The sequence below is a fragment of the Bradyrhizobium sp. JYMT SZCCT0428 genome, from assembly GCF_018131075.1.
Classification (GTDB): domain Bacteria; phylum Pseudomonadota; class Alphaproteobacteria; order Rhizobiales; family Xanthobacteraceae; genus Bradyrhizobium.
On sequence record NZ_JAFCLS010000019.1, the window covers coordinates 128,429 to 147,016 of the forward strand.

General features: G+C 62.5%; 19 protein-coding genes. 8 read left to right on the forward strand and 11 right to left on the reverse strand.

The genetic code is table 11. From position 1 onward, the window contains the following. The first annotated feature begins 152 nt into the window (after window positions 1-152). A complete protein-coding gene (gene purL, locus JQ575_RS21055) occupies window positions 153-2,360 on the forward strand; it encodes a phosphoribosylformylglycinamidine synthase subunit PurL (RefSeq protein ID WP_212035098.1) in 2,208 nt (735 codons plus the stop codon). Window positions 2,361-2,364: 4 nt separating this feature from the next. On the opposite strand, the gene JQ575_RS21060 is transcribed toward purL, so the two are convergent. Together JQ575_RS21060 and JQ575_RS21065 are read right to left on the reverse strand one after the other, a co-directional pair. Next, entirely contained in the window at window positions 2,365-3,546 is a 1,182-nt protein-coding gene (locus JQ575_RS21060) for an acyltransferase (protein ID WP_212035099.1), read from the reverse strand. Between the two features lie 223 nt (window positions 3,547-3,769). Beyond that, on the reverse strand, window positions 3,770-4,129 hold the full coding sequence (locus JQ575_RS21065; protein ID WP_212035100.1) for a DUF427 domain-containing protein: 360 nt from the start codon (window positions 4,127-4,129) through the stop codon (window positions 3,770-3,772). A 184-nt stretch (window positions 4,130-4,313) separates the two neighbouring features. Between JQ575_RS21065 and JQ575_RS21070 the strand changes: the two genes are divergently transcribed. After that, window positions 4,314-4,559, forward strand: coding sequence for a BolA family protein (locus JQ575_RS21070; protein ID WP_212035101.1), 246 nt, complete (start codon window positions 4,314-4,316; stop codon window positions 4,557-4,559). A gap of 21 nt (window positions 4,560-4,580) precedes the next feature. After that, window positions 4,581-5,759, forward strand: coding sequence for a low temperature requirement protein A (locus tag JQ575_RS21075; protein ID WP_212035125.1), 1,179 nt, complete (start codon window positions 4,581-4,583; stop codon window positions 5,757-5,759). Window positions 5,760-5,812: 53 nt separating this feature from the next. Here the strand turns inward: JQ575_RS21075 and JQ575_RS21080 are convergent, their stop codons facing one another. Then, the gene (locus JQ575_RS21080) at window positions 5,813-6,010 is read right to left on the reverse strand and encodes a hypothetical protein (RefSeq protein ID WP_192734162.1); all 198 of its coding nucleotides are present in this window, start codon (window positions 6,008-6,010) and stop codon (window positions 5,813-5,815) included. Window positions 6,011-6,291: 281 nt separating this feature from the next. Here JQ575_RS21080 and JQ575_RS21085 point away from each other — a divergent pair, with 281 nt between their 5' ends. After that, entirely contained in the window at window positions 6,292-6,591 is a 300-nt protein-coding gene (locus tag JQ575_RS21085; RefSeq protein ID WP_212035102.1) for a hypothetical protein, read from the forward strand. A 4-nt stretch (window positions 6,592-6,595) separates the two neighbouring features. Here the strand turns inward: JQ575_RS21085 and egtD are convergent, their stop codons facing one another. Together egtD and egtB are read right to left on the reverse strand one after the other, a co-directional pair. Further along, the gene (gene egtD / locus JQ575_RS21090; protein WP_212035103.1) at window positions 6,596-7,567 is read right to left on the reverse strand and encodes an L-histidine N(alpha)-methyltransferase; all 972 of its coding nucleotides are present in this window, start codon (window positions 7,565-7,567) and stop codon (window positions 6,596-6,598) included. A 104-nt stretch (window positions 7,568-7,671) separates the two neighbouring features. Beyond that, a complete protein-coding gene (egtB, locus tag JQ575_RS21095) occupies window positions 7,672-8,922 on the reverse strand; it encodes an ergothioneine biosynthesis protein EgtB (RefSeq protein WP_212035104.1) in 1,251 nt (416 codons plus the stop codon). 301 nt (window positions 8,923-9,223) lie between these two features. Here egtB and grxD point away from each other — a divergent pair, with 301 nt between their 5' ends. Genes grxD through JQ575_RS21115 form a run of 4 tightly spaced genes read left to right on the forward strand, consistent with a single transcriptional unit; the run spans window position 9,224 to window position 12,718 of the window. Further along, a complete protein-coding gene (grxD, locus tag JQ575_RS21100) occupies window positions 9,224-9,562 on the forward strand; it encodes a Grx4 family monothiol glutaredoxin (protein ID WP_212035105.1) in 339 nt (112 codons plus the stop codon). Continuing rightward, window positions 9,559-10,110, forward strand: coding sequence for an O-acetyl-ADP-ribose deacetylase (locus tag JQ575_RS21105; protein ID WP_212035126.1), 552 nt, complete (start codon window positions 9,559-9,561; stop codon window positions 10,108-10,110). Before grxD ends, JQ575_RS21105 begins: the two co-directional genes overlap by 4 nt. Window positions 10,111-10,158: 48 nt before the next feature. Then, window positions 10,159-11,442: a serine hydrolase gene (locus JQ575_RS21110; RefSeq protein ID WP_212035106.1), complete on the forward strand. Its 1,284-nt coding sequence runs from the start codon at window positions 10,159-10,161 to the stop codon at window positions 11,440-11,442. Further along, a complete protein-coding gene (locus tag JQ575_RS21115; protein WP_212035107.1) occupies window positions 11,423-12,718 on the forward strand; it encodes a serine hydrolase in 1,296 nt (431 codons plus the stop codon). The genes JQ575_RS21110 and JQ575_RS21115 overlap by 20 nt, the downstream gene beginning before the upstream one ends. A gap of 3 nt (window positions 12,719-12,721) precedes the next feature. Here the strand turns inward: JQ575_RS21115 and JQ575_RS21120 are convergent, their stop codons facing one another. From JQ575_RS21120 to JQ575_RS21145, 6 genes are all read right to left on the reverse strand, one after another. After that, window positions 12,722-13,792 (reverse strand): low specificity L-threonine aldolase, encoded by a 1,071-nt coding sequence (locus JQ575_RS21120; RefSeq protein ID WP_212035108.1) that lies wholly within the window; start codon window positions 13,790-13,792, stop codon window positions 12,722-12,724. A gap of 44 nt (window positions 13,793-13,836) precedes the next feature. Beyond that, window positions 13,837-14,982: an alpha-hydroxy acid oxidase gene (locus JQ575_RS21125; protein WP_212035109.1), complete on the reverse strand. Its 1,146-nt coding sequence runs from the start codon at window positions 14,980-14,982 to the stop codon at window positions 13,837-13,839. Between the two features lie 75 nt (window positions 14,983-15,057). Beyond that, window positions 15,058-15,675 carry a 30S ribosomal protein S4 gene (rpsD, locus tag JQ575_RS21130; protein WP_192734154.1) on the reverse strand — a complete coding sequence of 206 codons (618 nt, stop codon included), beginning with the start codon at window positions 15,673-15,675 and terminating at the stop codon, window positions 15,058-15,060. Window positions 15,676-15,894: 219 nt separating this feature from the next. Continuing rightward, complete coding sequence (locus tag JQ575_RS21135) at window positions 15,895-16,674, reverse strand: acyltransferase (protein WP_212035110.1); 780 nt, start codon at window positions 16,672-16,674, stop codon at window positions 15,895-15,897. Between the two features lie 227 nt (window positions 16,675-16,901). Further along, a complete protein-coding gene (locus tag JQ575_RS21140; RefSeq protein ID WP_212035111.1) occupies window positions 16,902-17,288 on the reverse strand; it encodes a cupin domain-containing protein in 387 nt (128 codons plus the stop codon). Window positions 17,289-17,354: 66 nt separating this feature from the next. Next, window positions 17,355-18,134 carry an HpcH/HpaI aldolase/citrate lyase family protein gene (locus JQ575_RS21145; RefSeq protein WP_249166788.1) on the reverse strand — a complete coding sequence of 260 codons (780 nt, stop codon included), beginning with the start codon at window positions 18,132-18,134 and terminating at the stop codon, window positions 17,355-17,357. Between the last annotated feature and the right edge of the window lie 454 nt (window positions 18,135-18,588).

Below are 18,588 nucleotides of genomic sequence, written 5' to 3' on the forward strand. Positions count from 1 at the left end.
GGCCTTCCTTTGCAGATTTAAGCCCTTAAATCCGATCCAGGCGTGATGTGCAAACGCCGATCCCGGCTGGCCTGCCGTAAAGCTCTGGACAGGGCGGAAATGCGTCCTAAAAGGCCTTTTCGCAGCCCCCCGATCTTCCTATTAAGGGACCCATGAACGAGCCCCAGATCACCCCCGAACTCGTCGCCAGCCATGGTCTCAAGCCGGACGAGTATGAGCGCATCCTCAAGCTGATCGGCCGGGTGCCGAGTTTCACCGAACTCGGGATTTTTTCCGCGATGTGGAACGAGCACTGCTCGTACAAATCCTCGCGCATCCATCTGCGCGGGCTGCCGACCAAGGCGCCCTGGGTGATCCAGGGCCCGGGCGAGAACGCCGGGGTGATCGACATCGGCGACGGCCAGGCGGTCGTGTTCAAGATGGAGAGCCACAACCACCCGAGCTATATCGAGCCCTATCAGGGCGCGACCACCGGGGTCGGCGGCATTTTGCGCGACGTGTTCACGATGGGTGCGCGCCCGATCGCTTGCCTCAATGCGCTCTCCTTTGGCGCGCCGGAGCATCCCAAGACCCGCCATCTGGTGTCGGGCGTGGTCGCCGGCGTCGGCGGTTACGGCAATTCGTTCGGCGTGCCCACCGTTGGCGGGCAGGTGCGTTTCCACACCCGCTATGACGGCAACATTCTCGTCAACGCGATGGCCGTCGGCCTCGCCGACACCGACAAGATCTTCTATGCGGCGGCCTCCGGCGTGAACATGCCGATCGTCTATCTCGGCTCCAAGACCGGCCGTGACGGCATTCACGGCGCGTCGATGGCGTCGGCCGAATTCGACGATGATTCCGCCGAGAAGCGCCCCACAGTGCAGGTCGGCGATCCCTTCGCCGAAAAACTGCTGCTGGAAGCCTGCCTCGAAATCATGGAAGCCGATTGCGTGATCGCGATCCAGGACATGGGCGCGGCCGGGCTGACCTGTTCGGCGGTCGAGATGGGCGCCAAGGGCGATCTCGGCGTCGATCTCAATCTCGACGCGGTGCCGACGCGTGAAATCGGTATGAGCGCCTATGAGATGATGCTCTCGGAAAGCCAGGAGCGCATGCTCATGGTGCTGAAGCCCGAGAAGGAACAAGAGGCCGAGGCGATCTTCCGCAAATGGGGGCTCGATTTCGCCGTCGTCGGCTACACCACGCCGAGCAAACGCTTCGTGGTGAAGCATGGCGGCGACGTCATGGCGGATTTGCCGATCAAGGAATTGGGCGACGAGGCGCCGCTGTATGACCGGCCGCATGTCGCGTCAGCATTGTTGCCGGTGGTGCGCGCGCAGGACGTCAAGCCGCCGATCGGGATTTCGGCGGCGCTGGAAAAGCTGATCGCGACGCCCGAGCTCTGCTCGCGGCGCTGGGTCTGGGAGCAGTACGACCACGTCATTCTCGGCAATACCGTGCAGCGCCCGGGTGGCGACGCCGCCGTCGTGCGCGTACAGGACGGACCGAAGGGGCTGGCGCTCACCGTCGACGTGACGCCGCGTTATTGCGAAGCGGATCCGTTCGAAGGCGGCAAGCAGGCGGTGGCCGAAGCCTGGCGCAACATCACGGCGGTCGGCGGACGGCCGCTCGCGATCACCGACAATCTGAATTTCGGCAATCCGGAACGGCCCGAAATCATGGGCCAGTTCGTCGGCTGCCTGAAGGGTATCGCTGAAGCCTGCCGTTCGCTCGACTTCCCGGTCGTGTCCGGCAATGTCTCGCTCTACAACGAGACCAACGGCCGCGGCATCCTGCCGACGCCCTCGATCGGCGGCGTCGGGCTGCTCGACGATTTCACCAAGTCCGCGACGCTCGCCTTCAAGGCGGCAGGCGAGGCGATCCTCTTGATCGGTGACACGCAGGGCTGGCTCGGACAGTCCGTCTATCTGCGCGATGTCTGCGGCCGCGAAGAGGGCGCGCCGCCGCCGGTCGATCTGGCCGCCGAAAAGCGCAATGGCGACGTCGTGCGCGGCATGATCCACGCCGGCACCGCAACCGCGGTGCATGACGTTTCCGACGGCGGACTCCTGATCGCGCTCGCCGAGATGGCGATTGCAAGCGGCATCGGCGCGCAATTGCTGGCGGCACCGGCCTCGATCGTGCCGCACGGCTACTGGTTCGGCGAAGACCAGGCCCGCTACATCGTGACGGTGCCGGCGGCCGATGCCGGACTGGTGCTGGCGAAAATGAAGGGCGCCGGCGTGCCCTGCGCACGGATCGGCACCACAGGTGGTGATGCGATCGCGGTCGCGGGCGAAGCACCGGTCGCGGTGACGTCGCTCAATACGGCGTTCGAAGCTTGGTTGCCGGCTTATATGAGCGGCAAAGTTTCCTGACGGATCATAGCACCCGCTTCGCACCCGGAATTTGCCGCAGCGCGCGCGTCAGCGCCCAGCTGAACGCGACCGTTAATACGAATCCAATGGGGGCTTTCACGGTCGCAGGTATATTGTAATCGAACAGCCAATACTGCAGCCACAGCGCGATCGGATAGTGCACCAGGAACATGCCGTAGGCATCAGTCTGCATCGGATCGAGTATGCTCTTGCCGGAGTTGGCGAACCTCAGGAAATAGGCCAGGATCAGGAACAGGATGGCCACGCTGAAGACGGTGAAGCAGACAGCATAGGCCCCTTCATACCAGTCGGGCAGCTCTGCTGGATTCCCCAGGTTTTCGCGCTTGATGGAGATCAGCACCCACATGAGGTAATACGGAACGATCGCCAGGATCATCCAATCCCAGCTGACCTTCGCCATCCGGCCGTCAGCCGCGAGCAGCCCGCGATCCATCATCGCAACGCCGATGCCGGCGCCGAAAAAGAAGTAGGTTGCGTAGAGCATCACGCGCCCGTGCTGGACGGAAAACGGCCCGAACTCGAACCAGCTGCCTGCTCCGTAGTAAATCCGACCGGGAATGTAGAACGCAGCGGTGACGGCAAGCATGACCGCGAAGAACACCGCGGGCCGGCGGCGACCGTGCAGCGAAAGGCGGTTGATCGGATCGAGAAGGTTGGGTGACAGCCGATACAGCAGGCAGGCAACCAGGTCGAAGCCGAGCAAGACCCAAAGGAACCAGATCGGTCCGCTCGGCCAGGGTCCGACGGTGACGGTTTTCCACCAGAATGAGGCGAAGCTGACCTCGGGATGCTGACGCAGGGAAATGGCGTAATAGGCGATCGGAATGACGGTCAGCGCGCAGATCACGAATGGCAGGGCAAGCCGAAACAGGCGATCCTGCAAATAATTCAGCGGTCCCTTTCGCGCAATGCCGGACCATGCGAACAGGCCAGATAGGAAAAAGAACATCGCCATGAAGAAACTGTCGGTGGCGAGCACGATCATGTCGAAGCCGAAGAATGACTTCGGGTCGGTGTGACCGTAGTAAGTATATGGGATGACGGCGTGGTGCAGCAGCACCACCAGCGTCAGGAAGGTGCGGGCGCGATCAAGCGAAAGGTTTCGCGTTTTGGTTTTTGGCACCGCTTGGGCGTCGGCATGGCCCACGGTGGAAATCGATGTCATGCGCGCCCCCCAGCCAGGCTATTTTTCAGAGTGTTGCAGCCGGGAACCCGATCAGCAAGGCCAATCATCGAACCCCGCAGTTCGGCATCGTCGCTCGTTCGATAAAACTGTCGCGGTCACGCGGCTGAACTTGATCAGGAATTTCTTCGCACGGCAAAAGTGCGAAACGCGTCTTCGCGCCAGATGACCCGGCCGTGCGCGCCTCGGCCGGCCGATCAGGCCATCAGACGACTTCCTCGATCTTCACCTTGTCCGGATAGAACGCCAGATGGCCGGCGATCTCTGCCATCGCCGGGAACGGCGTCTCGTAGGTCCAGATCGAATTCTCAAATATCTTGCCGTCGGCGTTGATGCTGAAATAATTCGCGTCCCCCTTGTAGGGACAATGCGTGGTCCGCTCGGTGCGGGCCAACAGCGCCATATTGACGTCGCTGCGCGGCACATATTGCACCGCCGGATAGCGCGCCTCCTTGAGAGTGAGGGCCTGGGTGGTGTCGGCGATGACCACGCCGCCGGCCGAAACCCGGACGCGCCTGGGGTTGGCCGCAATTGTGATCGGATGGTCGGGACCGGGAAGTTTCATGCTTCTTTGCCTCTTTTTGGGTCAGCCGGATGTGACCGGACGCCTCAACCTGAAAGGTTTAAAAGGTTTGAACCCGGGATATAGTGCCGGGCAGGATGACCTAGAAGGGCGTACGCGCTAGGTTCGGCCGTCACGGTCGCGAGAGCTGGCCGTGATTCGCAACATCTGATGGAGACATGCTGGAATGCCGATGGACGCCCACGATATCGAATCGATGATCAAGGCAGCCATACCCGATGCCGAGGTGACGATCCGCGATCTGGCCGGCGACGGCGACCACTACGCCGCGACCGTGATTTCAGAGTCCTTCCGCGGCAAGTCGAGGGTCCAGCAACACCAGATCGTCTACCAGTCGCTCAAGGGGCAGATGGGCGGCGTGCTGCACGCGCTGGCGCTGCAAACCGGGGTACCTGGCGGACCGGAAGGCTAATTGAACCAGCGGGGCGCGCCGATGGCGGCGGATGCACACGGCGCGCTGTTCCGACCGATCGTGCCGCACCAGCACAGCCGGGTGACCTACGCCGAGCTGTTCTTCGACCTCGTCTTCGTCTTTGCGGTCACACAGATCTCGCACAACCTGCTCGGCCATTTCACGCCATTGGGCGCGCTGCAGGTCACGATGCTGTTCCTCGCGGTCTGGTGGGTGTGGGTCTACACCTCCTGGATCACCAACTGGCTCAATCCCGAAAAGACCCCGGTCCGGCTGCTGCTGTTTGCGCTGACGCTCGGCGGGCTCGTGCTCTCAACCTCGATCCCGAAGGCATTTGACGACCGCGGGCTGTGGTTCGCGCTGGCCTATGCTGCGATGCAGGTCGGCAAGACCGTTTTCCTGTGGGTCGCGACGCCACCGTCGCGTCCCCTGGCGCGGATGAATGCGATCCGCATCACGTCGTGGCTGGCGTTGTCGGCGGTGTTCTGGATCGCGGGTGGATTTGCGAAGGGCGAGACCCGGCTGGTGCTGTGGGGGATCGCGCTTGTCATCGAATATCTGTCGCCGGCGGTGCGGTTCTGGATACCGCGGTACGGCGCGTCTTCGGTCGCCGATTGGGTGATCGAGGGCGGCCACATGGCCGAACGCTGCGCGGGGTTCATCATTATCGCGCTCGGTGAATCCATCATCGTGACGGGTGCTACTTTTGCCGAACTGACCTGGACGATCGAAAACGTCGCGGCCTTCGTGTCAGCCTTTGTTGGCACCCTGGCGATGTGGTGGATCTACTTCAACAAGGGCGCCGAAGCGGGATCCGAGGAGATTTCAAAATCGAGCGAACCGGGGCGGCTGGCGCGGCTCGCCTATACTTACCTGCACATGCCGATCGTGGCCGGGATTATCGTCACGGCAGTGGCCGACGAACTCGTGCTGAAGCACCCGGGCGGGCATTCCGATCTCAGGACGGTCCTGAGCGCGACTGGCGGACCGCTGCTGTTCCTGATCGGGACGATCCTGTTCAAGCACAGTTTTCGCGGCTTTCTGCAGCTCTCGCACGGCGTCGGTATCATCGTGCTGTGCGGGATCGCCTGGTTCGCGCACGACCTGTCGCCACTATGGCTCTCGTTGCTCACGACCGCGATCATGGTGGTGGTCGCGGTGTGGGAATCGATCTCGCTCAGGTCGGACACGCCCGAATAGCCAATCCGTGCGGGCCGGTCGGGTGACCGGCACGCCATCGCCAACTGCAAGCACTACTTCTGGGCGACGAGGTTCTTCAGGACGAGGTCGGACAACTGGACCACAAGGGCACGAAGCCTGACATTTTCCTCGATGAGCGACGCCAGCGCGGCGCTCGCGTCGGAATCGGGTCCCTCGTCTTCATCGTCGAGCGCCGATGAAGGTCCGAAGCGGTGCTTCTGGTTCCCGGACGTCGGATACGCATTCCCCATAACTAGATCCCCTGGCACGAACTCACCCCAGCCAAGTCGTATGCGCAGGATTGGCTGAGTCGGCGTCAAAATTTGGACATTTCGAAGGGGAAACGACAGCGCTGCTGCAGCGAATTGCTGGCGTAGATTGCCGAAATTGCAAATTTGTTAAGCATTTGCTTTCATACGGACTACGAGGGTGCAGGTAGCGCGGCGGCGCGGACACCTTTTTTGCAAGTTAAATCTGACCGGCGCGGTCAACTCAGTTCCCACGGCATGCCCGTGGCCGAGAATGCGCGCCGATGAAACAAAGCGAAGCACGTGCCCTCATACTCCAGCAGTGGGATGACTGGATACTGACGCAGGCGATCGATCCTGGCGGACCCACCGGCAAGGACTCGCTGCGATTCTTCTACGAGCTGCAGGACGACGGTTCGCCGCTGTTGGATTTCCAATCTCGCGGGCAAGACAAATGGCGGATCATTCACGGCTGGCTGCTAGGCGCCGAGCGATTGTCCGATCATTGGATGATGCCTTCGCCACGGATCATACCCACGCGCAAGCCGCGGTCGGCGCGCGGCAAGTCCGGGGCGAAAACGTGAGGGCTCAGTCTAAGGCCGCCAGCGCGTGTACCGAGAACATCCTGTTCTTGTCGGTCCAGGATTCCCGCACCTTCCAGCCCGCGCCACGCGCCAGCGCGGTGAAGCGCTCGAAGCTGTATTTGTAGCTATTCTCGGTGTGGATGCTCTCGCCGGGGCGGAACGAGAAATTGTGCCCGAGCACGCGCACGTTCTGCGCCTTGCGGCTGATCAGATGCATCTCGATGCGATGGCGGTCGCGATTGTAGATCGAGCGGTGGGTGAAGGCGGAGAGATCGAAATTGCCACCGAGCTCGCGGTTGATGCGCACCAGCGCATTGAGATTGAAGCGCGCGGTGACACCCGCTGAATCATTGTAGGCGTCGTAAAGCACGCGCTCATCCTTCTCGAGGTCGACGCCGATAATCATCTGCGCGCCGTCGCCGAGGATCTCGCGGGCGGTGCGCAGGAAGGCGCTGGCTTCATTCGGCTCAAAATTGCCGAGCGTCGATCCCGGAAAGAAGCCGAGCTTTGGCATATTGGCGATCTCGGCCGGCAGCGCAAATGGTGCAGTGAAATCCGCGGCCACCGGATAAACGTTGAGACCGGGGAAATCCTTGCGCAGGGCATCGGCCTGCGCCTTGAGGAAGTCGCCGGATATATCAACCGGGACGTAGGCGCCGAAGTCGCTGCGTTCCAGCAGCAGGCGCACCTTCGTGGTGGCGCCGGCGCCGAATTCCACCAGCGCCGCCCCCTTCGCGATGATGGCGGCGATCGCATCGCCACGGTCGCGCAGAATGCCGAGTTCGGTACGGGTCGGATAATATTCCGGCAGCACCGTGATCTGTTCGAACAGCTCCGACCCCGTGACGTCGTAGAAATATTTCGGCGACAGCCGTTTCGGATGCTGCGCGAGGTTGCCGATCACGTCTTCCGCAAATGCGGTAGTCTGTTCGTCGAAGTCGTGCGTTTGGGCCAAAGCGGGGGCATGCACATTCATGATACTCTCCTGAACGCGCTTCCCGGCGCGCTTTTGATCATCGGTTGGGCATGATCTGGTCTCGAAAGGCGTTACGCGCCATTCCGGATCATGCTTGAGAAAAGTCAGGCGTAGTCTGCAAGGCGCAATCCCGTGAATTGCCAGCGGTGGTGCGGATAAAAGAAGTTGCGATAGGTGATACGGCTGTGTCCGGCCGGAGTTGCAAGCGAGGAGCCGCGCAGCACCAGCTGGTTGACCATGAACTTGCCGTTGTATTCGCCGAGCGCGCCTTCGATGGCGCGATAGCCGGGGTAGGGGGAGTAGGAACTGCGGGTCCACTGCCAGACGATGCCGAACGCATCATTCAACAGGCCGGCACGTGCCGCGACTTCCCATTCCATCTCGGTCGGCAGATGCTTTCCGCTCCAGCGCGCGAACGCATCCGCCTCGTAATAACTGACATGGCTGACCGGAGCGGACGGATCGATCGACTGCAATCCGCCGAGCGTCATGATCTTCCATTCGCCGCCAACCTGGCGCCAATGGCCGGGCGCCTGCCATTGCTCGTTGTTCACGGCGGCAAAACCGTCCATCAGCCACAGCGTCGCCGTTGCGTAGCCGCCGTCCTTCATGAAGGCGAGCCATTCGGCGTTGGTGACGAGGCTGCGGGCGAGTTTCACCGGTCCGACCAGCGCGCGGTGGGCGGGCTTCTCATTGTCGAAGTGAAAACTGTCGTCGGTATGCCCGACGGTATGGATGCCTTCGTTGAGGGCGATCCATTCGTCACCGCCCTGTGTCGGGGCAGGGAAGCGCCACGCCGCATCATAGGCCGGCGGGATCGGGTTCTGGGCGAAGGCGTGCAGGATGTCGGTCAGCATCAATTCCTGATGCTGCTGCTCGTGGTTGAGGCCGACTTCGACCAGCGGCACCAGTCCGGTAAGGACGTCCTCGCGCGCGGTCTGGAAGAATTTGACGACGGCGGCATCGACATGGCGCCGATAGGCGGTGACTTCATCGGCGCTCGGACGGGTCAGATGGCCGCGCTGGTGGCGGGCATGGCGGGGGCCGGCACTGACATAATAGGAGTTGAACAGGAAGGCGTAGTCGGGATGAAAAACCCGATAGCCCTCGCAATGCTCGCCGAGCAGGAATTGCTCGAAAAACCAGGTGGTATGAGCGCGGTGCCACTTTGCCGGGCTGGCGTCCGGCATTGACTGGATCAGCTGATCCTCGGGGGACAGGGGGGCGGCCCGGCGCTCGGTCTCGTCCCGGACTGCGAGATAGGCGTCGACCAGTCGCTGGGCGAGGGCGCCGGAATCGGAAAAGAGTGACGGGGTGGGGGTGGCTAACGCGGCCGCGGCTACTGATTTCGTCACTGGTGGCTCCGGTTCGGGAGAGAACGTTTCTCTGGCAGACAGGTTCCTGACGGACAGTCCGTCCTAGATAGGGGTTCCCATCCGGGAAAAAAGCCTCCCGGCGCCATGATATTGATGCCATCAGACTATGAGCCGCCCGGCCTTTTGGGCCCCGCGGCAAGGTTGCGCATGCCAGCTCCTCGCCATTTTACTTTGGATGCACAACGGTTTGGGCTACATATATGGGCAGGATCGGGTTGAATCGGACGAGCCGGCCCGCAAGGCTTAGCCGCAGGGGGCCGTGCCCCAAAAGGAAGCGAATATGAGCATCGAACAATTCATCGACAACGAAGTGAAGTCGAACGACGTCGTGCTGTTCATGAAGGGAACGCCGCAGTTTCCTCAGTGCGGTTTTTCGGGGCAGGTGGTCCAGATCCTCGATCACGTGGGCGTCGGCTACAAGGGCCTGAACGTTCTGGAGTCCGCCGACCTTCGCGACGGCATCAAGAGCTACTCCAACTGGCCGACCATTCCGCAGCTCTACGTCAAGGGCGAGTTCGTTGGCGGCTGCGACATCGTCCGCGAGATGTTCCAGGCCGGTGAATTGCAGCAGCTGTTCGCCGACAAGGGCGTCGCCGTCAACACGGCGGCCTCAGCCTGAGTTCGACCGCGCGCCAGATCGGCAAGGCGCGGCTGGAAGTCATCGTTGCCGACATCACCAGCTTGCGCGTTGACGCCATCGTCAACGCCGCGAATTCGTCCCTGCTCGGCGGGGGCGGCGTCGATGGGGCGATCCACGATGCAGCCGGCCCCGAGCTGTTGGCCGAGTGTCGTACACTGAATGGATGCGCGACCGGCGACGCCAAGATCACCAAAGGATATCTGCTTCCCGCGCGGCATGTGATCCATGCCGTTGGGCCAATCTGGTACGGTGGCAGCCGTGGGGAGGAAGCGCATCTCGCCTCTTGCTATCGCCGCGCAATCGAACTTTGCCGCGACGGCAGTCTGGAATCTGTCGCTTTCCCCGCGATTTCGACCGGCGCCTTCCGATTTCCTGCAGACCTCGCAGCTAAAATTGCGGTCACCACGACGGTAACAGTACTGCCGTCGGCGCCCTCGCTGACCCGCGTCATATTCTGTTGCTTTTCCCGCGACAGCGGCCAATTGCATGAGGAGGCTGCAGAAGCCTTCGGTAGCCCTTGTGCCTGATGACACGCGGCCGCTACACTCCCCGGGCGAATTCCGGGGAGGGGTCCAATGAATTCACGTCATATGCTGCGCGCGCTCGTTTGTGGCGCGCTGATGTTAGGCGTGCCGCCGCTCGCCCGCGCTCAAGGCACCTTCGACATGCCGGCGGGCGCACGTTTCAATGAAGCAAAACTCGCCAAGATCAGCGAGTTCTTCGCAAACGAGGTCGCAACCGGCAAGATCGCCGGCGCGAACGTCCTGATCCAGCAGCGCGGCAAGCCGGTCTATCACCAGACCTTCGGCGTGCAGGATGTGGTCTCCAAGACGCCGATCACGGACAAGACCATCTTCCGCCTGTCTTCGCTCACCAAGGCGATCACGTCAGTCGTGGCGATGCAACTGATCCAGGACGGCAAGATCAAGCTCGATGACCCCGTCTCGAAATACATACCGTCCTTCGCAAACATGAAGGTCGGCGTGGAGAAAAAGGCCGACGACGGCAACAGGACGCTCGAACTGGTGGCGATGACCCGGCCGATTACCATTCTCGACCTGTTGCGCCACACCTCAGGCATCACCTATGGCTTCTATGGCGACAGTCTGGTGCGCAAGGCCTACAAGGAAGCCAGCATCTACGCGGGCGAATTCGACCTCGCCGAGTTCGCCGAACGGATCGCCAAGCTGCCGCTGCACAACCAGCCGGGTGCGCTCTGGCAATATGGCCATTCCACCGACATTCTGGCGCGGGTCATGGAGATCGTATCCGGAAAATCATTGCTCGAGATCGAGAAGGAAAAGCTGCTCGATCCACTCGGCATGACCGACACCGGCTTCTTCGTCACCGAACCGGAGAGGTTGCAACGGCTCGCTCAGCCGGTGCCGAACGACAGTGATTTCCGTGTCGGCCGCCAGTACCGGACCGAGGTTCGCCAGAAATGGGAATCCGCCAGCGGCGGCATGGTTTCGACCATGGCCGACTTTTCGCGCTTTGCGCAAATGCTGCTCAATGGCGGGACGTTCGAGGGCAAGACCTATCTCAGCCCGAAGACGTTTGAATTGATGGCGTCGGACCACACCGGCAAGAGCTCCGGCGTCGAGCGGGACTATTTCTATTTTCCCGGTGACGGCTTCGGCATGGGGCTTGGGCTTGCCGTGCGCACCGATCCCGGCAACGCCAAGCCTCCTCCGCCGGGATCGCTGGGCGAATTGAAATGGGACGGCGCCTCAGGTTGCTACATGGTGATCGACCGCAAGCAGGAAATGCTTTTCGTGCTGCTGGAACAGACCCCCACCGAACGGCAGCGCGTCCAGCGCACCCTCAAGCAGTTGGTTTATGAAGCGATGGAGAATTGAGGGCGTGAGGCTCCGCGGTGCTTTCGTCGCGGCGCTGGCCGCATTCGTCGTCCTGGTCTCGGCGCATGTCGTGCGTGCCAGCGAGCCTGCGCCGCGCGAGGGAAGCTTTTCGCGCGAAGGCCTGACGCGCGTCGGCGACTATATCCGCAACGAAATCGCGACCGGCAAGATCCCCGGTGCGATCCTGCTGATCCAGCAGCACGGCAAGCCGGTCTATTTCGAGAGCTTCGGCGTCCGCGACGTCGAGACCAAACTGCCGATGAGCCCGGATACCATCTTCCGCCTCTACTCAATGTCGAAGCCGATCACCTCGGTGGCGGCGATGATGCTGGTCGAGGACGGAAAATTAAAACTCGACGATCCCATTTCGAAATACATCCCGGCCTTTGCGGCGACAAAAGTCGGTGTCGAGAAGCGCGCCGACGACGGCACATTGACGCTGGTCGAGGAGCCGCTCGAACGGCCCATTACGATCACCGATTTGCTGCGCCATACCTCCGGCCTGCCTTACGGTTACATGGGAGGAGGTCTCGTACGCGCCCGCTACGCCGAGGCCGGTCTCATGCGCCGCAACCTGACCAATGCCGAATTTGCCGAGCAAGCCGCAGAACTGCCTTTGGTCGAGCAGCCAGGCACGCGATGGGACTACGGCTACTCCACCGACGTGCTCGGTCGCGTGATCGAGGTGGCGTCGGGAAAATCCCTGCTTGAGTTCGAAAAGGAGCGGTTGCTCGGCCCACTCGGGATGAAAGAGACGGCGTTCATCGTCACCGATCCGGCCATGCGGCCACGCATTGCCGAGCCGATGCCGACCGATCGCGCGATCAGCCCGGTTACCAACGTTCGAGATCCGATGGAGCCGAGGAGGATGGAGTCCGGCGGCGGCGGCATGGTGGGTACCATCGGCGACTACGCGCGCTTCGCGCAGATGCTGCTGAACGGCGGCACTTTCGAAGGCCGTCGCTATCTCAGGCCCGAGACGATCGCGCTCATGACGTCCGACCACATCGGCGCGGAAACCAAAATTGCGCGCGACTACGCCTACTACCCCGGCGAAACGAGCGGCTTCGGGCTTGGCTTTGCAGTACGCACGTCGGTGCCGCCGAACACGTCGTGGCCGCTGGGCGAATACCGCTGGGACGGCGTCGCGGGCACGTTCTTCTTCATCGACCCCAAGGACGATATGTTCGCGATCTTCATGGTGCAGACGCCATCGCAGCGCGGACGGATTCAGCTTGCATTGAAGACGTTGATCTATCAGGCCTTGGGAAGGTAAGCGTCAAGCCCCGCGCACGATCTCGCGCACGAAACCGACCGTCTCCTCGATCATCGCGGCCGTCACATCGAGATGGGTGCAGGCACGGATCCTGCCGTCCATCATCGCGAGCAGCACGCCGCGCTTGCGCAGCGCCTCGATCATCTTGTCGCCCGGGACGCCGGCGCCGTCAGGCTTGAAGAACACGAGGTTGGTTTCCGGCTGCTGCACCTCGATGCCATTGATCTGCGACAACCCGCGCGCCAGCGCCCGCGCGTTGGCGTGATCGTCGGCGAGGCGATCGACGTGATGGTCGAGCGCGTAGACGCAGGCCGCTGCGCAAATGCCGGCCTGCCGCATCGAGCCGCCGAGCCGCTGCTTCCAGCGCCAGACATTGTCGATGAAATCGCGCGAGCCGGCGATGGCACCGCCGACCGGCGCGCCGAGGCCCTTGGAGAAATCGATCCACGCCGAATCCCAACCCGCAGCCATGTCGCGCGCGGAAATGCCTGACGCGACGCAGGCGTTCAAGAGCCGCGCGCCGTCCATATGGGTGACGAGCCCGTTGGCCTTGGCGATTTCGACGACTTCATCCAGGGCTGCCTTCTTCCAGATCGTGCCGCCGCCGATATTGGCGGTCTGTTCGACGCTGACGACGGTTTGCGGCGGCTGGTAGCGCGAGCGCGGATGAAGCGCGGCACGAAACGTCTCCGGCGAGAATTGCCCGTCGTCGCCCGGCAGCGGGGTGATCTGGAAGCCGCCAAGGGCGGCATGCGCACCGCCTTCGCGGGCAATGATGTGCGCGCTGGCATGCGCCAGGATCTCGTCGCCCGGCCGGCACCAGGCCAATGTCGCCGCGACGTTGCACATGGTGCCCGACGGCATGAACACGGCCGCTTCCTTGCCGAGCAGGTCGGCGACGCGTTCGCAGAGCAGATTGACGGTCGGATCGTCGCCGATCTGTTCGTCGCCGACTTCCGCCCGCGCCATGGCCTCGCGCATCGCCGGTGTGGGGCGGGTCTGGGTATCCGACAGCAGATTGATACGGACCGGCGCTGCCTTGGGATCGCGCGGAGGAGGGGTGTAATAGGTCATTGGCTGGCTCTCGGTAGTTGCAAGACGGCGAGGAGAGGAGGGAATTATCTGAAGCGCAGATTTTCGCGGGACAACTGGTCGATCGATCTGCACCCCATCAGCTTCATGTCGCGTTCGATCTCGGTCCGCATCAGGCCGAGCGCGCGCTCAACGCCGGCCTGGCCGGCTGCGGCGAGAGGATAAAGATAGAAGCGGCCGACGCCAACCGCTTTGGCCCCCAGCGACAATGCTTTCAGGACATGGGTGCCACGCTGGATTCCGCCGTCCATGATGACGTCGATCCGGTCGCCGACGGCATCGACGATTTCAGCCAGTTGATCGAACGCCGCCCGCGACCCGTCGAGCTGCCGGCCGCCATGGTTGGACAGGATGATGCCGGTGCAGCCGATCTCAACGGCGCGTTTGGCATCGGCCACCGACATGATGCCTTTCAGGCAGAATTGTCCGTTCCATAGTTTCACCATTTCGGCGACGTCGTCCCAGGTCATGGAAGGGTCGAGCATTTCGGTGAAGTAGCGCCCGATCGACATGGCGCCGCCGCTCATATCGACGTGCTCGTCGAGCTGAGGCAGTTTGAAGCCCTCATGGGTGAGATAGTTGATGCCCCACATCGGCCTGATCGCGAACTGGGCCATGCCGGCAAGCGTCAGGCGGAAGGGAATCGAGAATCCGGTACGCAGATCGCGTTCGCGGTTGCCGCCGGTGATGCTGTCCACCGTCAGCATCATGACGTTGACGCCGGCTTGCTTCGCGCGCTGCATCATGGCGCGGTTGAGGCCGCGGTCGCGGTGAAAATAGAACTGATAGACCTGCGGCGTATCGTGCGCCTTGCGCAACTCCTCGAGGCTCACGGTGCCGAGCGAGGACACGCCGAACATCGTGCCGTATTTCGCAGCTGCTGCGGCCACCGCGCGCTCGCCGGTATGGTGGAACAGCCGTTGCAGCGCGGTCGGGGAGCAATAGACCGGCATCGCCAGTTTCTGGCCCATGACGGTCACCGACATGTCGATGGCCTCCACGCCGCGCAGGACGTTGGGCACCAGGTCGCAGCGCTCGAAGCTCGCGCTGTTCTGGCGCAGCGTTGCCTCGTCGTCGGCGGCGCCGTCGATGTAATTGAAGATCGGGCCGGGCAGGCGCTGTTGCGCCAGCTTGCGGAAATCATGGAAGTTGTAGCAGTCGTTCAGGCGCATGGGGTGCTCCCGCCGGGGGCAGAAAAAAGGCCCCGGTTTTCCCGGGGCCTTTAATAGCTCGAAAATGCGTTCCGATCAGCGCGAATAGAATTCGACGATCAGATGCGGCTCCATCTGCACCGCGAACGGCACGTCCGACAGCGCCGGGATGCGGGTGAACTTCGCCGTCATCTTGGAGTGATCGGCCTCGATGAAGTCGGGCACGTCGCGCTCGCCGAGCTGGACGGCTTCCAGCACCGGGGTGAGCTGCCTGGAGGATTCCTTGATCTCGACGACGTCGCCGGGCTTGACCTTGTAGCTCGAAATATTGACGCGGCGGCCGTTCACCTTGATGTGGCCGTGGTTGATGAACTGGCGCGCGGCGAACATGGTGGCGACGAACTTGGCGCGATACACCACGGTGTCGAGGCGGCGCTCGAGGAGGCCGATCAGGTTTTCACCTGTGTCGCCCTTCATCCGGCCGGCTTCGACATAGATGCCGTGGAACTGGCGCTCGGAAATGTTGGCGTAATAGCCCTTGAGCTTCTGCTTGGCGCGGAGCTGCACGCCGAAGTCGGACAGCTTGCCCTTGCGGCGCTGGCCGTGCTGGCCGGGGCCGTATTCACGGCGGTTCACGGGGCTCTTGGGGCGGCCCCAGATGTTCTGGCCCATACGGCGATCGATCTTGTATTTCGCCTCACTGCGCTTAGTCATCGCGTCCTCTTGATAAGTTTGAGTTTTGAGGAGACGCGCCCTCCTGTGCGCCGGGAACTTCCCGGTGCCGACAGGTCCGCCTCAAAAGCTTCAAGGAGAACCACGGGTCGCGAAACGCAACGCGGGCCGAAAACGGCCCGCGAGCAAGCGGGTTATTAGGGAGAAAGCGCCGTTCTGTCAATGACAAGGGGCCGTTCCGGAACGACGGCCGGGTGCCCCTCAGGTCGCCACCGCCCGGACCACTTTTGGCTCGGTTTGCTGCCGATTCGAGCGCAATTCGCCTGCGATTTCGGTGTTCAGCACCTGTTCCAGCCGATTCAGCACCTTGGCCATCAGGGCGGCATCGGTGATCCGGTGGTCCCAGCGCAGCACGACTTCGATCGTCTGGTCCGGTTTCTCGACCCCGTAGCTCAGGACGAACGGGCCCGGGCTCAGGGCGTGGAGCTGGCCGGCGCCATAGGCGGCCACCGACGTGACCCCGAAACTGCCGAAATAATTGGCGCGCTGGCGGCCGAAATTGAGTCCGATCGCCCAGAACAGCCGGCGCAGCGGCAGCGGCAGCCGCGTCGTGCGCAGGATTTTCCGGAACGCCGGCACCTGTTCGATCGGAGCCTCCTTGGCATGCCGGATCATCGAATCGACGTCCGCGAGCGACATTTCATCGGGTGCGGTGACCTTTTGCGGCAGCACGCAATCCTGGCCGTCTTCGACGCGCGCGATCGCCACCATCGCGACGCTGCGCGGCAGTTCGTAGAACGCAGGCGTTGGCCATTTGACGTACAGCGTGCGCAGCACCGGCTGTTCCTTGGCGACCAGCGCGAAGGCCTTGACGAAGATCGCCGCCCAGCCGGGCTTTGCTGCGGCCTGCGCACGCGCTTCCGACAGGCCGCGGATATTGAGCGGCCGCGCCAGCGAGACAAACGGCACGCGGTTCGACGCATGCATGAGGTCAGCGATGAGACGGCGCGGCAATGTTATTTTTCGAACCGTTCCGCGCATGGCTCCGCTCAAGTTCCCGCAATCAACAAATCAGAAAACCGGCGGGCCCGACGACCCGCCAATCCCTTGATGTAGCACGAACCGGCCGGTTTGACGCCAGAGCCTTTCCGTTTCGATTGCATCGAAACGGGGCTCCAGGTCCTTATTTTGACGCGCTTTCTTGACGCGAACCGGGTCCACCCACGGATCAAGTCCGAGGGCATGCTTCGCTGGAAAACGCTACAGCCTCATGGCGCTGGTTTGGCCAATGGTTCGCCCGCCTTGACGACGTAAACCCCAAGCACTTTGAAGGGCTTGTCGCCGGCCTTGGCGTCGTGAACGGCGCCTTCCGGGATCTGGTAGGATTCGCCGGCCTTGATCTTCACGGGCGGCTGGCCGTCGATGATGAGCTCAAGCTCGCCTTCGAGCACATAGCCGGTCTCGGCACCGGGATGGGTATGGCGGCCGGCCGCGCCGCCGGCAGGCACTTCCGCAATCGCGGTGACGGTGTTGTAGCCGGGCGGGAAGTCGAGTTTTTGCAGCGGCGTACGCTTGATGCCGCTTTGCTGGGCAATCGCGACCCCGGCGCCGGCATAGGCAATGACGGTTAGTCCGAGCAGAATTTTTCTGATCATGATGTTTGTTCTCCCTGTCAGGAAAGACTAGCAGCGACACCGCGGTGGGCAAAGCAGGGCGTGCAGCTAACGCTTGATCCCTTCAAAGCTCGCGGTGATGCCGCGCTGGAACAGCGACCAGTCGAAGCCGAGCGCGAGCGCCACATACCCGCGCTCGATCATTTTATTGGCCTGTTCGGCCGATCGCGCGACGCCGCCGATCGGCACGCCGCTCTTGAGGATGCCTTCCTCGGCGCGTTGCATCAGCGCGACCACTTCGGGGTCGTCAGGCAGGCCACGCTTGTTGATGGATGTCGCAAGGTCGCCGGGGCCGATCACCGCAAGGTCGATGCCCCGCGTTGCCATGATCTCGTCGATGCGGTTGACCGCCTCGACATGTTCGATGGTGATCATGCAGATCATGTCATCGTCCGCGGTCGTCATGTAGTCCGGCATCGACACGCCCCAGCGGAACGGCGCGTGAAACGGACCCCACAGCCGGTCGCCCTTCGGCGGATAGCGCACGCTGCGCACCGCCTTTTCGGCATCGGCTGCGCTGCAGATCATCGGAAAATTGATGCCGAGCGCGCCGATGTCCATCGGCGCCTTTGCCAGATGCGGCTCGTTGGCCGCAATCCGCACCATCGGCACGCAGGGCGTGCCTGAAGTGGCCGTGATCATCGCATGCGCGGAGCCGAGATCGATCGGGCCGTGTTCGAGATCGACGATGATCCAGTCGATCCCGGTGCGGGCCATGATCTGCACCGTCTGGATCGAGGGGATGGTCGCGATGGCGCCGAAGGTCGGGCGTTTCTCACGCCATTGCTGACGGAGACGGTTGAGCGGCGTGAGGGAGGTGGAGGTCAATTGCAAATTCCGTTGGGCGGGGAGGGTGGATGCGCGCAGGATAGCATAACCAATTCTCTCGTCGTCCCTGCGAACGCAGGGACCCATACCGCGTGATCTCTCAATAGAGGCTCGGTAACAGAGACCTTCCGCAAAACGTCACCCTGTGGCTATGGGTCCCTGCGTTCGCAGGGATGACGAGAGGTGAGATTCTGATTTAACCAGCATACAGTGAGGGTGTGTGACTACGTTCTCGCGACGCGATGCGCCCGAGGTTTGCCAGAAATCTCCTTGCCCTCGAAAATGAGGGCGCAGGGAAGACCGGGTGCGCGCTGCACCCGCGGTCTCGTGTGCGGTTTGCACAAAACAAAGTGCACACGAGCATACAGGGCAGCGGTGAACACCCGGCCTTCCCTGCGCAATGGCTTTACGGCTTATGCCGTGATCTCCCCGGAGACGAGTTCTTGGTTGACTC

Bases quoted from the DNA above. Each gene is read 5' to 3' on its own strand.
- grxD (WP_212035105.1), top strand. From the start codon at position 9,224: ATGAGCATCGAACAATTCATCGACAACGAAGTGAAGTCGAACGACGTC.
- JQ575_RS21065 (WP_212035100.1), bottom strand. From the start codon at position 4,129: ATGAAACTTCCCGGTCCCGACCATCCGATCACAATTGCGGCCAACCCC.
- JQ575_RS21125 (WP_212035109.1), bottom strand. From the start codon at position 14,982: ATGCGCCTGAACGACTGCTACAACTTCCATGATTTCCGCAAGCTGGCG.
- JQ575_RS21080 (WP_192734162.1), bottom strand. From the start codon at position 6,010: ATGGGGAATGCGTATCCGACGTCCGGGAACCAGAAGCACCGCTTCGGA.
- rpsD (WP_192734154.1), bottom strand. From the start codon at position 15,675: ATGACTAAGCGCAGTGAGGCGAAATACAAGATCGATCGCCGTATGGGC.
- egtD (WP_212035103.1), bottom strand. From the start codon at position 7,567: ATGAATGTGCATGCCCCCGCTTTGGCCCAAACGCACGACTTCGACGAA.
- JQ575_RS21140 (WP_212035111.1), bottom strand. From the start codon at position 17,288: ATGATCAGAAAAATTCTGCTCGGACTAACCGTCATTGCCTATGCCGGC.
- JQ575_RS21120 (WP_212035108.1), bottom strand. From the start codon at position 13,792: ATGACCTATTACACCCCTCCTCCGCGCGATCCCAAGGCAGCGCCGGTC.
- JQ575_RS21085 (WP_212035102.1), top strand. From the start codon at position 6,292: ATGAAACAAAGCGAAGCACGTGCCCTCATACTCCAGCAGTGGGATGAC.
- JQ575_RS21115 (WP_212035107.1), top strand. From the start codon at position 11,423: ATGAAGCGATGGAGAATTGAGGGCGTGAGGCTCCGCGGTGCTTTCGTC.
- JQ575_RS21110 (WP_212035106.1), top strand. From the start codon at position 10,159: ATGAATTCACGTCATATGCTGCGCGCGCTCGTTTGTGGCGCGCTGATG.
- purL (WP_212035098.1), top strand. From the start codon at position 153: ATGAACGAGCCCCAGATCACCCCCGAACTCGTCGCCAGCCATGGTCTC.
- JQ575_RS21070 (WP_212035101.1), top strand. From the start codon at position 4,314: ATGCCGATGGACGCCCACGATATCGAATCGATGATCAAGGCAGCCATA.
- JQ575_RS21135 (WP_212035110.1), bottom strand. From the start codon at position 16,674: ATGCGCGGAACGGTTCGAAAAATAACATTGCCGCGCCGTCTCATCGCT.
- JQ575_RS21075 (WP_212035125.1), top strand. From the start codon at position 4,581: ATGGCGGCGGATGCACACGGCGCGCTGTTCCGACCGATCGTGCCGCAC.
- JQ575_RS21060 (WP_212035099.1), bottom strand. From the start codon at position 3,546: ATGACATCGATTTCCACCGTGGGCCATGCCGACGCCCAAGCGGTGCCA.